The sequence below is a fragment of the Streptomyces sp. NRRL F-2580 genome, assembly GCF_000720115.1.
GTDB lineage: Bacteria > Actinomycetota > Actinomycetes > Streptomycetales > Streptomycetaceae > Streptomyces.
Window position 1 is genome coordinate 73,403 of the sequence record NZ_JOIR01000015.1, and the last position, 13,692, is coordinate 87,094.

Below are 13,692 nucleotides of genomic sequence, written 5' to 3' on the forward strand. Positions count from 1 at the left end.
TTCACAGTTCGTAAGTCGGCCCACCCGGATCAGGGTGGGCTAGCTGCCCTCGCGCCAGGCCCGCCACAGGCGCGCGTACCGGCCGCCCAGGGCCACCAGCTCGTCGTGCGTGCCGTGCTCGACGACGCGTCCCGCGTCCAGCACGGCGATCCGGTCCGCTGCCATCGCCTGCGTCAGCCGGTGCGCCACGAACAGCGTGGTCCGGCCGGCGCACGCGGCGAGCACCGCCCGTTCCAGCTCGGCCGCCCCCTCGCTGCCCGCTTCCGCCGTGGACTCGTCGAGCACCACCACCGGGGACCGGCCCAGCACCAGCCGGGCCAGGGCGATCTGGGCGACCTTGGTGACGTCCAGGCGCTCGCCGCCCTCGCCGACCAGGGTGTTCAGTCCGTCGGGCAGCGAGTCGACCCATGCGTCGGCGCCGACGGTGCGCAGGGCGTACGTCAGCTCGGCGTCGGTCGCCTCCGGCGCGGCCAGCCGCAGGTCGTCGGCGAGCGGGCCGGAGAACACGTGGGTCTCCTGCGTCAGGATGCTCACCAGGGCCCGCGCCCCGGCCTCGTCCAGACCGGCGAGGTCGGTCGGCCCGATGCGCACGGACCCGGCCTGGGGGGTCCCGATGCCCGCGATCAGCGCGGCCAGGGTCGACTTGCCGGCGCCCGTCGCCCCCACCAGCGCGAGCGAACCGCCGGCCGGAATCATCAGGTCGACGTCCCGGAGGACCGGCTCCGCGCTGTCGGGATAGCTGAACGTGAGCCCCTCCACCCGGACGGGGTACGGCGCGTCGACCGCCGCTGTGACGCCCGGCGCGCCGACCAGCCGGTCCTCCGCGCCCTCCCCCAGCACCCCGACCAGCCGGGTCAGGCTCGCGCCCGACTTCTGCGCCTCGTCGAAGGTGAACATGATGGAGCCCAGCGGGGTGAACAGCCGGTGGAACAGCAGCGGGGCCGCGGACACCTCGCCCAGGCTGGCGGCGTCGGCCTCCAGCAGGGCGTACCCCACCACGATGATCAGGACCAGTCCGATGAACTCTGCGCGGTTCTCCCGGCCGACGAACCGGCCGAAGAGCCGGAACACCTCGATGCCGAGTTCGCGCACCCGCCACGACTCGCTGGTGACCTTCTCGCGGACGGCTCCCTCCAGGCGGTACGCCCGGACCGTGTCGATCCCGTTGAGCCCGCTGATCAGGGCCTGTGCGCGGTCGGCCTGGACCGCGCGCTGCCTGCGGTAGAGCGGGGCGGACCGGGGCAGGTACCAGCGCAGGGCCAGCGCGTACGCGGGCAGTGCGCCGGCGCCCGCCAGGCCGAGCCGCCAGTCCAGGCCGAACATGCCGAGCGTGGCGATGACCACCAGCACGCCCGCCGAGAACACCGTGGGGACGGCCGTGCGGATGCCCCGGGACAGTACGGCGACGTCGTCGCCGACCCTGGACAGCACGTCTCCCCGGCCGACCTGCTCGATGCGTGCGCTCGGCATCCCCAGCACCGCCCGTACGGCGTCTTCGCGCAGTCGGGCGAGCAGATCCGCGCCGAGCCGCCCGACCAGGTAGGTCGACAGGGCGGTGGCCGCCGCGCCGAGCAGCGCGGCGGCGACCATCAGCACCCCCGTCGTGACCAGGATGGAGCGCGATTCGCCCGCCACCACCCCGTCCACGACCCGGCCGAGCAGCAGCAGCGGGAGTACCTGGAGCGCCGCCCCGGCCACCGTGGTGAGCACGGTGGCGGCCGTCAGCCAGGGCACCTCGCGGCAGTGCGCCGTGACCCAGCGGGTGGCCTCGCGTCCGCTCGTCGTGCGCAGGGTCGACGGGGCGACGCGCGTATCGGTGGTGCTCACACCTGACCGGCCGACTTGACGAGTTCGTCGATCGCGTACGGCAGGGACAGCAGGGTGCCCTGGGACATGGCCGCGCCGACCGCCGGCCCCTCGCTGTCCAGCAGGTACGACACCTTGCCGTTCTTGACCGCGGCCAGGTTGGCGAACAGCTCGAACTTCTTGAGTGCCTCCGTGTCGGCCTTGTCGTTGATGACGAAGATGCGGTCGACGTCGATGAGGTCCATTCGCTCGGGTGAGAGCGTGGTGTAGAACTTGCCGTCGGCGATCTTGTCGATCTCGGTCTGGTAGGCGAAGCCGGTGCCCGTGACCAGCCGTCCGCGGACGTCGGTGGAGGTGAACGGGGCCGCCGAGTCCTTGTACCAGGACAGCGCGACGGCGGTCCGGTTCGCGAACTCGGGGTGGGCCTTCTTGGCCGCGTCGAGCTTGTCCTGGATGCCCTTCACCAGCTCGGTGCCCTTGGACTCCTGGCCGAGCGCCTTGGCGATGTGGACCGCGTTGTCCTGCCAGGGGGCGCTGAACGGCTCCTTCTCGGCCTTGGTGCGGCCCACCGTCGGGGCGATCTTCGAGAGCTTGTCGTAGGCGGCCTGGTCGATCTCGGAGTAGACCGCGATGATCAGGTCCGGCCGGAGCGCGGCGATCTTCTCGTAGTTCGGGCCGGTGTCGCCGTTGCTCATGACGACCTCGGGACGGGTGTCGCCCCACTTGTCCTTCACCCACGGCCACTGGGTGTTGATGTCGGGGCTCGTGCCCGGCGGGTTCGGGTACTGGTCGACCATGCCGACCGGCTTGATGCCGAGCGCCAGGATGGTCTGGTCGTCGGTGTAGCCGACGGAGACGACCCGCCGGGGGGCCTTGGTGACCTTCGTGGATCCGAACGCGTGCTCCACGGTGACCGGGAAGGTACCGGCCGCGGCGGCCGAGGCGTCGTCGCCCTTGTCGTCAGCCGGGTCCTTCGAGTCGGAACCGCAGCCGGCCAGGAGGCCGGTGCCGAGGGCCGCGGCGGACAGTACCGCCGTCAGCCGGCCCCAGGAGTGGGTACGAGTCGTTCGCTGGAGGAGCATCCGCAATCCCTTGCTTTCGTGCTGTCCACTGCACCCCCGCCCGAGGGCAGGCAAACCGTATCGCGCTCAAGTGAGGCCAGCCTAGCCTTACTTGACACGGAATTATGTCCGATCTAGTCGAGTCGGCCGGGCTGGACATGGGTGCGGCCGATGGGCACGATGAGCGGCCGGTCCCCCACCGGATCCTCGATCACCTTGGCGCGCAGCCCGAAGGCCTCGTGCAGCAACTCGGCGGTGATCACGTCCCGTGGGTGCCCCTGCGCCAGGATCGCCCCGGCCCTCATCACGATGAGGTTGTCGCTGTAGCGCGTGGCCAGGTTGAGGTCGTGCAGCACCATGACCACGGTGCATCCCGACTCGTGCAGGTCGTCCACCAGGTCCAGTACGTCGATCGCGTGCGCCAGGTCCAGGAAGGTGGTCGGCTCGTCCAACAGGAGCAGGTCGGTGCCCTGAGCCAGCGTCATCGAGATCCAGACGCGCTGGCGCTGGCCGCCGGACAGCGCGTCCACCGGACGGTCCGCCAGGTCGGACACCCCGGTCATGGCCAGCGCCCGTTCCACGACGGCGGCGTCGTCCGACGACCACTGGCGCAGCCAGCTCTGGTGCGGATGGCGCCCCCGGGCGACCAGGTCGGCCACCGTGAGCCCGTCCGGCGCGACCGGCGCCTGCGGCAGCAGGCCGAGCTTCTTCGCCACGTCCCGGGTCCTGAGCGTGGCGATGTCCTCGCCGTCCAGGACGACCGAGCCCTTCGTCGGCTTGAGCAGCCGCGACAGGGTCCGCAACAGGGTCGACTTGCCACAGCCGTTGGAGCCGATGATCGTGGAGATCACCCCGGGCGGGATCGCCACGTGGAGGTCGTCGATGACGCTCCGGCCGCCGTACCCGACCGTGACCCCTCTGGCCGCCAGCCGTGAGGTCTCCTGACCCCCGGACGCGATCTCGGTGATGTGCGATACGGCCACGGCTCCCCCTGAACTGGACGTGCCTGCATACGAGTCGGTCAACGGAGGTTCGCCCGCACCAGGAGGTGGACCAGGAAGGGGCCGCCGATCGCGGCGGTGACCACGCCGACCGGAAGGGTGATCGGCAGGGCCGTACGCGCGATCAGGTCGGCGCCGGTCAGCAGCAGGGCCCCGAAGATGCCGGAGGCCGCCATCGGTGGTGTCGGGCACCTCAGCAGACGCATCGCCACCTGCGGCGCGACCAGGGCGACGAACGGGACCGGGCCCGCCGCGCTCACCGCCACGCCGGCCAGCAGGACCGCGCACAGCAGCAGGACCGCCCGGACGGCCGAGTACCGGACGCCCAGGCCCGCGGCCACCTCGTCGCCGAGGTGCATCGGTTTGAACTGGAACGCGGCGCACGCCACGACGACCATCAGCGCGAGCGTGCACCAGAGCGCCACCCGGATGTCGTCCCACGAGCGGTTGTCCAGCGAGCCGATCAGCCATGCCTGGGCCCGGGCCACGTCCCTGATGTCGGCTTGGACCAGCAGCCAGGTCGTGACGGCCTCCGTCACGGCGCTCACCGAGATGCCGATGAGGATGAGCCGGAAGCCGTCGATCCCGCGCCGCCAGGCCAGGAAGTACACGAGGAGCCCCGTACCGAGACCGCCCGCGAGCGCCGCCCCCGACAGTCCGACGGAGCCGACGACCGCCGCGGCGGTCCCGCCCGACACCGTCACCAGGAACACCGCGACCGCGCCGGCGCCCCCGGTGATGCCCAGGATGTCGGGGCTGGCCAGCGGATTGCGCGCGATCGACTGGGTGATCGCCCCGGACACCCCCAGCGCGACACCGACGACGCACCCGGCCAGGGCCCGCGGCATCCGCAGGTCCACGATCACGAACTCGTCGACCCGCTCGCCCCGGCCGAGGACCGTGGCGACCACCCGGGGCAGGCCGATGGGGAACTCCCCGACGCCGATGGACAGGCAGAACACCAGGAACGTCGCCGCCGCCAGCAGCAGGGTGGCGCACACCATCCACGGCCGCCATACGAACGACACCCGGCCGAGCCGGACCCCCGGCGCCACCGACGCCTTCACGGCCTCGACCTCCATCGCTTCCACTTCCACGTCGGCCCCGTTCACGCGCTCTTGAACTTTCCGCGCCACACCAGGGCCGCGAAGAACGGGGCACCGAGCAGGGCCACCACGACACCGGCGTCCAGCTCGCCCGGCCGCACCAGCAGCCGCCCCGCAATGTCGCAGACCAGGAGGACGATGGCACCGAGCAGACCCGCGTACGGCACCAGCCAGCGGTAGTCCGGCCCGGTCAGGTACCGGGCCACGTGAGCCACCATGAGGCCGAGGAAGGCGATGGGTCCGCAAGCCGCCGTCGCCGCTCCCGCCAGCAGCGTGATGGCGACGATGCCCACGGCCCGGGTCAGCGCGATGCCGACGCCCAGCCCGCGCGCCACGTCGTCGCCGAGGTTGAGCAGGTTGACGGCGGGCAGCGTGGTCAGGGCCAGCACCAGCCCGACGGCGATGAACGCGGTCACCGGCCAGATGACGTCGAATCCGACTCCGGCCACCGAGCCCGCGTTCCAGAAGCGCAGCGCGTTCAGCGAAGCCTTGTCCGACAGGGCGACCGCCGTGGTCATGGCGGCCAGGAACACGGTGATCCCCTGCCCGGCCAGGGCCAGAGTCAGCGGATTGCCGGCCCCGCGGCCGACGCTCGCCAGCCCGAACACGACGACACCGGCGACCGCCGCGCCCAGGAAGGCGAACCAGACGTACTGGAACGGGCCGGCGAAGCCGAACACGGCGATCACCGTCACCACCGCGAAGGAGGCGCCCGCATTCACCCCGAGCAGACCCGTGTCGGCGATCGGGTTGCGCGTGTACCCCTGGATCAAGGCCCCGCCGACCCCCAGGGCCACGCCCGCCACGACCGCGAGGACGGTCCGGGGCACTCGTACGGTCCGCACGATGAGCCTGATCTCGGTGAGTCGCCGGTCCGGGTCCGGCGCCCCCGTCAGCCCCTGCCACACATCGGCCGGGCTCAGCGCGCGGGCGCCGACTGCCAGCGACACCACCACCGCGGCCAGCAGGATCAACAGGAGCGCCAACGACCCCACAACCCGGCGCGTGCGGGCCTCCGTTGCGCCCTTGGGCGCGGGACGCTCCACTGTAGTCGTGCCCATGTCGCTCTACGTCATCCCTTCGCTCCACCGGCGAAACATCGTCGGCGGCACGCGCCACCGGGCGTCACATGTGCGGACCGGAACGGTCCGTGTATCGGCTAGCGGGCCGCACTGCCCGTCCCGTCGGCCACCGTCCGGACCTCGTCGGGATCGGACTTGAGGCCCCGGTCGAGGAGCGAGTCCAGGATCTCGCCGACCCTGACGCTGGTGTTGGACAGCAGGGACGAGGTGATGCCGTGCGTGTGCTCCGTACCGCCCTGCACGTAGATGCCGCAGCGCAGTGCGGGGTCGGTCGCGATGCGGTAGTCGCGCTCGACGCGGACACGCCCCTCGTCGTCGCGCAGGCAGCGGTCGGCGACCTCGCCGAGGAGGCCGAGCGGGTCGGCGGGGCGGTAGCCGGTGGCGAAGACGACCACGTCCGCGTCCAGGGGCGTCTCCTCGCCGGTGACCAGGGACCGCACGGTGGCGTGGACCCCGGCCGGCGTCTGCGTGACGCCGGTGAGCCGCGAGACGTTGAGGAAGCGCAGGCGCTCGGTGCCGAGGACCTTCTCCTGATACATCTGCCGGTACAGGTCGTCGATGAGATCGATGTCCACCACGGAGTAGTTGGTGTTGCGGTGGTAGTCCATCAGCTTGCGCTTGACGTTCTCGGGCGCGGTGAAGAACTCTCCGACCGCCTCCGGGTCGAAGATGCGGTTGGCGAAGCCGCTGTCGTCGGCGGGGCTGTACCCGTACCGGGAGAAGACGGCGCAGACCTCGGCCCCGGGGAAGCGGCGGTGCAGATAGGCGACGTTCTCGGCGGCGCTCTGTCCCGCGCCCACGACGACGAACCGGGAGGGGTCGGCGCCCCGGAGCCCCTCGACCTTCGTCAGGAGATCCGAGTTGTGCCAGATGCGGTCGGTGCGCTCCACGCCTTCCGGCATGAGGGGGCGTAATCCGGTGCCGATGACGAGGTTGCGGGCCCGGTGGAGCGCGAGCCCCTCCGTCGACCGGACCGTCACGTCGATGTGGTCCACCACTCCGTCGTGGACGACCGGTGTGACCCCCACGACCTCGTGCCCGTAGGACACCATGTCGTCGACCTTGGCCGCGGACCACTCCAGGTAGTCGTGGAACTCCACCCGCAGCGGGAAGAGGTTCTTGTGGTTGATGAAGTCGATCAGCCGCCCCTTGCTCTTCAGGTAGCACAGGAAGCTGAACTCGCTGGCCGGGTTCCGGAGCGTCACCAGGTCCTTCAGGAAGGACACCTGCATGGTCGCGTCGTCGATGAGCATGCCCCGGTGCCAGCCGAAGCGCGGCTGCTGTTCGAAGAAGTGAGTGGTGATCACCTCCGCCCTGCCGACGCGTGCGTTGTGCTCGCCGACCGCGATGGCCATGGCCACGTTGGACGGCCCGAAGCCGATTCCGATGAGGTCGTGGATCAGCGGGGGGTCGCCAGGACGAGCCTGTGCCATGTCACTCCCATCGTGCGAGGGCAGCCGCAGCGCCGGCGGGCGGGCGGCCTGTCGAGCATCGAAAAGGCGGGAAAACCGGGCACGCCGCCGGAGACGCGACCGAAACTTAGGTAAGGCTAAGATGATCCTTGAGAGCTGTCGATAGACAAATCGGGCGGCCAGGGTTGAGTGATCGTCAATTCGCGGCACAGCAGGCGCCGTTGCAGAGTTAGGCAAGCCTTGCTTTACTCGGCAGTGGCCAACCCCTGTCCCGGAGGAGGAACCCCATGCGGGTCGTCATGTTCGGTTACCAGACCTGGGGGCACCGCACCCTGCAAGCCCTCCTGGACTCCGAGCACGACGTGGTACTGGTGGTGACGCACCCGAAGAGCGAGCACGCCTACGAGAAGATCTGGAGCGACTCCGTCGCCGACCTCGCCGAAGAGCACGGGGTCCCGGTGCTGCTCCGCAACCGCCCGGACGACGACGAGCTGTTCCAGCGCCTCAAGGAGGCCGACCCGGACATCATCGTCGCCAACAACTGGCGTACGTGGCTGCCCCCGCGGGTCTTCGGGCTCCCCCGCCACGGCACGCTGAACGTGCACGACTCGCTGCTGCCGAAGTACGCCGGCTTCTCGCCCCTCATCTGGGCGCTGATCAACGGCGAGACGGAAGTGGGCGTCACCGCGCACATGATGAACGACGAACTCGACGCCGGGGACATCGTGCGGCAGGAGTCGGTACCGGTGGGGCCGACCGACACCGCCACCGACCTCTTCCACCGGACCGTCGACCTCATCGCACCGGTCACCGTCGGCGCCCTCGACCTCATCGCCTCCGGGCGGACGGAGTTCACGCGGCAGGACCGGAGCCGGGCGAGCTTCTTCCACAAGCGGTCCGTCGAGGACAGCCGCATCGACTGGACCTGGCCCGCGGAGGACCTGGACCGCCTGGTGCGCGCCCAGTCCGAGCCGTACCCCAGCGCCTTCACCTTCCACAAGGGCAGGCGGCTGGAGGTGCTGTCCGCCCGCGTGTCCCATGGCCTGTACGGGGGCACGCCCGGCCGGATCTTCTACCGCGAGGGCGGGGGCGTGGTGATCGTCGCGGGCGCCGACGCCCGGACCGGCCGCAACCACGGGCTGGCCATCACGCGCGTACGGACCGAGGACGGCCGGGAATTGCCCGCGGCCGAGTACTTCACCGCCATGGGCGGATACCTGATCGGCCGGCCCTGACCAGCCGGACCGGCCGGGCCGACTCGCGGTCCGGCCTTCGGCCCGGCTCATACCTCGAAGACCTCGAAGAGCTCCGAGACCTCGTTCACGCCGTCGTGCGGGGTGTGGGAAGGGTGAGGCGGGTGACGGGGTCCGCGGCCGGGAGGGCGATGGGCCGGGCACCGTCGTGGTCGTGCGTGACGTCCGCGAGCGGGCGGGTGTGTTCGGCCGCGCGGGCCATCCACGGCCAGATCCGGAACGGGGTGTCGGGAGTCGCCGGCGCCCGCTCGGTGCCGCTGATCCACGTCGTGAGGGTGAACCGGTGGTCGGCGAAGTGCCCGCTGGGGCAGGTGGACGGGACCACCTCGTGGAAGGCGCTGGCCGGGAAGAACACGATGGTGTCGTGCTCGGGTTCGATCGTGCGGTAGGTCTCCGCCGGCTGTGGGCCGCCCTGGTGGAACTGGGTGTCGTACAGCCGGAGTTGACCGCCGTCGAAGCCGCGGGGCCTGCGGTGGAGGTAGTACACCGCCGACACGGCCGTGCTGACGTCGCGGACCCGTGAGGCGTCGGTGTGCATGCCGTAGTGGCCCCCTTCGCCATGTGCCGTCAGGACCGTCAGGCTCTGCGTCAGCGCGGCCTGGTGACCGAGGACCTCCTGGACGAGCGGCAGGCAGTCGGCCAGGTGCCGGCTGAAGACGGAGCTGGTCATGGGGAGGACGAGGGAGCTGCGACCTTTGTGGGAGACCTGGCCCGACAGGGGGTCCAGGACCGTCCCCGCGTTGAAGTCGGGCTGCCGGGAGATCGCGTACGCGAGCAGGCCGGCGGCGCGTTCCGCGCCCAGGAAGTTCTCGAAGCGGCAGACCGGGGCCGGTATGACGGGGATCGTGGACCAACGGTCGGAGGGAGGCAAGTCCCGGGTGCTGATTTCCGTCGGCGTGGCCGGTTCCTTCGCGTATCCACTCATGGCCCGGACCGTAAGCGGAGTGGCCGGTGCCGTCGAAGGAGCACATGGGGGCGCACAGGAGTACGCCTCCCCCGGTCCCCTGTGCCGGCGCGCCCGGCCCGCCCGACCGGAGAGCGGTGCGCGCAGCCGGGATCACGGGAAGGGGCGAGGTGAGCCGATGAGGTGAGCACGATGTCCTCTTCACCGAGCGGTACCCGCGGGCCCTCTTCGACTTCAACCTCGGGGTGACCGCCCGAGGAGCCCGCGTCCGGCGGGTGGTTGAGTACGTCGCATGGATTCCGCGCGAGTGTTCCCGGCAGGTGGCGAGCCCGGCCCGACGGGTCGGCCGAGACCTTCCGGGACGAGGACGTGGCCTACGCGAACGCGATCTGGCAGGCGGGCGGTCAGGCCGAACTGCACGTGTGGCCCGGGGCCTTCCACGGCTTCGACGGCTTCGCCCCCCGAGCGGCCCTCAGCCGGGACGCCCGCCAGGCCCGTACCGCCTGGCTCCGGCGCCTCCTCGCCCGGCCCGGTGCCGATGGCGGGCCCACCGTCCGCTGAGCACTCACGACGGCGGGCCCGGGCACGGGGTCACGGGGCCGCCGTGGCGGCCGGGATGTCGACGCGGGCGGCCCTGCGGGCCGGCCAGAGCGAGGCGGCCAGGGCTCCCGCCAGGGCGACGAGCACACCGAGGGCGAGGCGCCCCCAGGGCAGGACCAGCGTGTAGCCCGCGACGCTCTCCTGGAGGGTGCGACCGAGCGCCCAGCCGAGGAAGACGCCCAGGACCGTGCCGAGCGTCGCGCCGAGCCCGCCGAGGACCAGGGCCTCCAAGCGGATCATCCGGCTCACGCCGGCGCGGTCCACACCGAGGGCGCGCAAGGTGCCGATCTCCTTGCGGCGTTCCAGGACGGACATCGCGAGGGTGTTGGCGATGCCCAGAGCGGCGATCGCCAGGGCCATGCTCAGCAGGGCGTAGAAGACGTCGAGCTGGTCGCCGATGGACCCGCTGTCCTGGGCCCGGATGCCCTCTTGATCGAGGACGGCCAGGGCGGGGTTGTCCCCGAGCGCGTGGGTGACGCCGGCGAGCGCGGTCCGGCCGGGTCCGCCGTCCAGGGCGACGAGGATCCCGGCGGTGTGCGGGGTGCGGTCGTGGCGGGCGACGAGGGAGTCGGGTGCGGTGATGCTGGGCAGCAGGTTGCTCTGCTCGTCCGCCCGGTAGACGGCGCCGATGGTGACGCTGTCCGGCCGGCCGTCCTGCCGCTGCAGGGGCAGGGTCTGGCCGACGTGCCAGCCGGCCGCCCTGGCCTTGAAGTCGGCCACGGCGATCTGCCCCTGGGCGAGACGGTCGAGGGAACCCTCGACCACGTCGTACCGCAGCAGGCGGCCGATGGTGGCGGGGTCGACGCCGGTCAGCACGGAGGGGGTGCCGGCCAGCAGGTACTCGGTGGACTGGTCGAGCGGGCTGACCGCGGCGCCGGGCAGCTTCCGGAGTGCGGCGGCGGTCTCGGCCGTCATCCGCATGCCGCCCTCGGCGGGCTTCACCAGGTAGTCGGCGGTGAAGTCGTGGGTGGTCGCCCGGTCCAGGTAGCGGGCGGCGGAGGCGCCGAGGACGGACAGGCCCGAGGCGAGGGTGAGGGCGATGGCGAGCGCGGCGGCCGTGGCGCCCGTACGGCGCGGGTCGCGCACGGTGTTGCGGGCGGCGAGGTCGCCGTACACCGGGTGGAGGCGGGTCAGCAGCGGCCGGACCAGGGCGACGAACGGCCGGGCCAGCAGCGGGATGAGGACGATCGTCCCGGTGAGGGTGAGCGCGGCGCCGACGCCGATGACGATCCGCGCGTCACGGTCCGTGCCGAGCGCCCCGTACGCCGCGGCGGCGACGCCGGTGACCAGCAGCGCGGCGCCGAGGCCGGTGCGCAGGGAGCCGGTGCGCGCCGGGGCCGTCGGCTCGGCCGCACTGAGCGCGGCGACCGGCGGGATGGCCATGGCCCGGCGGATGGGCAGCCATGCGGCGACCATGGGCAGGGCGGTGCCGACCAGCAGGGACGCGATGACGGTGCCCGGGGTGAGGACCAGCGGGCCGGCCGGGGCGTCGGCCGGGGCGAAGAGGGCCTGGAGCAGGGCGGCGGTCCCGGTGCCGGCGGCGAGGCCGGCCGCGGAGGCGACCGCGCCGACGAGGAGGGACTCGGTCAGCAGGATGCGGCGCACCTGCTTGCGCGAGGCGCCGACGGCCCGCATCAGGGCCAGCTCCCGGGTGCGCCGGGCGACGAGCATGGTGAAGGTGTTGGAGATGAGGAAGGTGGCGACGAACAGGGCGACCGCGGCGAAACCCAGCAGGATCTGGCTCATGGTGTCGCTGTCGTTGGTGGCGAGGTCGGCCTGGATCCGGGCGAGCTGGGCGCCGGTCGCCGCGCCGGCGCCCTGGGGCAGCACCGATTCGATCCGGCCGAGGAGTTGCGGTACGTCGGCGCCGGGTGCGGCCGTGACGTCCACGTTCTGGTAGAGGCCGGGCCGCAGGAAGAGCCGCTGCGCGGTGGCGTCGTCGAACAGCGTCAGGCTGCCGCCGGCGGGCAGCGTGGTCCCGTCCGTACGGAAGATGCCCCTGAGGGTGTAGGAGGCGGCGCCCTGGTGCGTGCCGACGCGTACGGTGTCGCCCACGCGGAAGCCGCCCTTCGCGGCGGTGGTCTCATCGAGGGCGATCGTGTCGCCGCCGGTCGGGCCGGACCCCTGGGTGAAGCGGTAGGCGGGGTCGGTGCCGTCCGCCCCCGGGGCGAAGTTGCCCGCCTTGTGGGAGGGGCCGTGACCGAGCAGCCGGCCGTCCCGGTCGGCGACGGCGGCGAAACCGGTGACGCGGCCCGCGGCGAGGGCGACGCCCTGGACCTTGGCCAGGGCGTGCACGGTGCCGGTGTCGATGCCGGGCGGCCCGTCGTCCTGGCGCTTCGCGCCGTCGAAGTCCTGGGGGAAGACGCTGACGGCGATGCGCTCGTAGCCGTCGGTCGCCCGGGCGGAGGCGGCCCGGTGGAGGCTGTCGCCGTAGACGAGGCTGCCGGAGACGAAGGTGACGCCGAGCATGACCGCGAACACGGTCATCAGCAGGCGGGCCTTGTGCGCGAACACGTTGCGCAGGGCGGTACGGAACATGGGGATGCGGATCCTGGGGAGGCGGGCTCGTCCGGTGCGAGCGAGCGGGCGGGCAGGCGGGCGGGCGGCTGGTGCGGTGCGGTACCGGGGGGCGGGAGGGGTCAGCTGGTGCGCGAGCGGGTGTCGAACTCCTTCATCCGGTCCAGCACCCGGTCCGGGGTGGGACGTCTCATCTCGTCGACCAGGCGACCGTCGGAGAGGAAGACCACGCGGTCGGCGTAGCCGGCGGCGACGGGGTCGTGGGTGACCATGACCACGGTCTGGCCCAGCTCGCGCACCGAGTCGCGCAGGAAGCCGAGGACTTCGGCCCCGGAGCGGGAGTCGAGATTGCCGGTGGGTTCGTCGCCGAAGACGATCGAGGGACGGGAGACCAGGGCGCGGGCCACCGCGACGCGCTGCTGCTGCCCCCCGGACAGCTGTCCGGGCCGGTGGTCGAGCCGCTGGGCCAGGCCGACCATGGAGACCACACGGTCCAGCCACTGCCGGTCGGGCCGGCGGCCGGCGATGGTCAGCGGCAGCGTGATGTTCTCCAGCGCGGTCAGCGTCGGCAGCAGGTTGAAGGCCTGGAAGACGAAGCCGATCCGGTCGCGGCGCAGCCGGGTGAGCTGCTGGTCGTCGAGGGTGCCCAGTTCGGTGGTGCCGATGCGGACGGAGCCCGAGCTGAAGGAGTCGAGCCCGGCGGCGCAGTGCAGCAGGGTGGACTTGCCGCAGCCGGAGGGGCCCATGATCGCGGTGAACTCGCCCTCCCCGAAGGCGATGCTGACCCGGTCCAGGGCGACGACGCGGGTGTCGCCGCTGCCGTAGACCTTCGACAGGTCGGTGGCGGCGGCCGCGGCCCCGGCCGGTGTGTGCGGCGGCTGCGGGGCAAAGGGGTCGGCGGTCACGGAGGACTCCTCTTCGGGTGCGGGAACGTGCACTTCGAAGGGTGT

General features: G+C 72.0%; 10 protein-coding genes and 1 pseudogene. 2 read left to right on the forward strand and 9 right to left on the reverse strand.

Annotated features, from left to right (window positions below):
• Positions 1-39: 39 nt before the first annotated feature.
• The 6 genes from IF88_RS0118865 to IF88_RS0118890 form a co-directional block, all read right to left on the reverse strand.
• On the reverse strand, positions 40-1,827 hold the full coding sequence (locus IF88_RS0118865; RefSeq protein WP_030713238.1) for an ABC transporter ATP-binding protein: 1,788 nt from the start codon (positions 1,825-1,827) through the stop codon (positions 40-42).
• Positions 1,824-2,888: an iron-siderophore ABC transporter substrate-binding protein gene (locus IF88_RS0118870; protein ID WP_030713240.1), complete on the reverse strand. Its 1,065-nt coding sequence runs from the start codon at positions 2,886-2,888 to the stop codon at positions 1,824-1,826. Before IF88_RS0118870 ends, IF88_RS0118865 begins: the two co-directional genes overlap by 4 nt.
• Before the next feature lie 113 nt (positions 2,889-3,001).
• On the reverse strand, positions 3,002-3,850 hold the full coding sequence (locus IF88_RS0118875; RefSeq protein ID WP_030713242.1) for an ABC transporter ATP-binding protein: 849 nt from the start codon (positions 3,848-3,850) through the stop codon (positions 3,002-3,004).
• 38 nt (positions 3,851-3,888) lie between these two features.
• The gene (locus IF88_RS0118880; RefSeq protein WP_030713244.1) at positions 3,889-4,950 is read right to left on the reverse strand and encodes a FecCD family ABC transporter permease; all 1,062 of its coding nucleotides are present in this window, start codon (positions 4,948-4,950) and stop codon (positions 3,889-3,891) included.
• A 26-nt stretch (positions 4,951-4,976) separates the two neighbouring features.
• On the reverse strand, positions 4,977-6,035 hold the full coding sequence (locus IF88_RS0118885; RefSeq protein ID WP_078892983.1) for a FecCD family ABC transporter permease: 1,059 nt from the start codon (positions 6,033-6,035) through the stop codon (positions 4,977-4,979).
• Between the two features lie 98 nt (positions 6,036-6,133).
• Entirely contained in the window at positions 6,134-7,489 is a 1,356-nt protein-coding gene (locus IF88_RS0118890; protein WP_030713251.1) for a lysine N(6)-hydroxylase/L-ornithine N(5)-oxygenase family protein, read from the reverse strand.
• 266 nt (positions 7,490-7,755) lie between these two features.
• On the opposite strand from IF88_RS0118890, the gene IF88_RS0118895 reads away from it, so the two are divergent.
• The gene (locus tag IF88_RS0118895; RefSeq protein ID WP_030713254.1) at positions 7,756-8,703 is read left to right on the forward strand and encodes a methionyl-tRNA formyltransferase; all 948 of its coding nucleotides are present in this window, start codon (positions 7,756-7,758) and stop codon (positions 8,701-8,703) included.
• 85 nt (positions 8,704-8,788) lie between these two features.
• Here the strand turns inward: IF88_RS0118895 and IF88_RS42175 are convergent, their stop codons facing one another.
• Positions 8,789-9,646, reverse strand: a complete 858-nt coding sequence (locus IF88_RS42175) for a 2OG-Fe(II) oxygenase (RefSeq protein WP_107050567.1) — start codon at positions 9,644-9,646, stop codon at positions 8,789-8,791.
• A 318-nt stretch (positions 9,647-9,964) separates the two neighbouring features.
• Between IF88_RS42175 and IF88_RS0118905 the strand changes: the two are divergent.
• Positions 9,965-10,186 (forward strand): annotated as a pseudogene (locus IF88_RS0118905) (alpha/beta hydrolase); the annotation flags it as partial.
• Between the two features lie 30 nt (positions 10,187-10,216).
• Here the strand turns inward: IF88_RS0118905 and IF88_RS0118910 are convergent.
• Together IF88_RS0118910 and IF88_RS0118915 are read right to left on the reverse strand one after the other, a co-directional pair.
• Positions 10,217-12,763 carry an ABC transporter permease gene (locus IF88_RS0118910; RefSeq protein ID WP_030713263.1) on the reverse strand — a complete coding sequence of 849 codons (2,547 nt, stop codon included), beginning with the start codon at positions 12,761-12,763 and terminating at the stop codon, positions 10,217-10,219.
• Between the two features lie 101 nt (positions 12,764-12,864).
• Entirely contained in the window at positions 12,865-13,647 is a 783-nt protein-coding gene (locus IF88_RS0118915) for an ABC transporter ATP-binding protein (RefSeq protein WP_030713266.1), read from the reverse strand.
• Positions 13,648-13,692 lie beyond the last annotated feature (45 nt).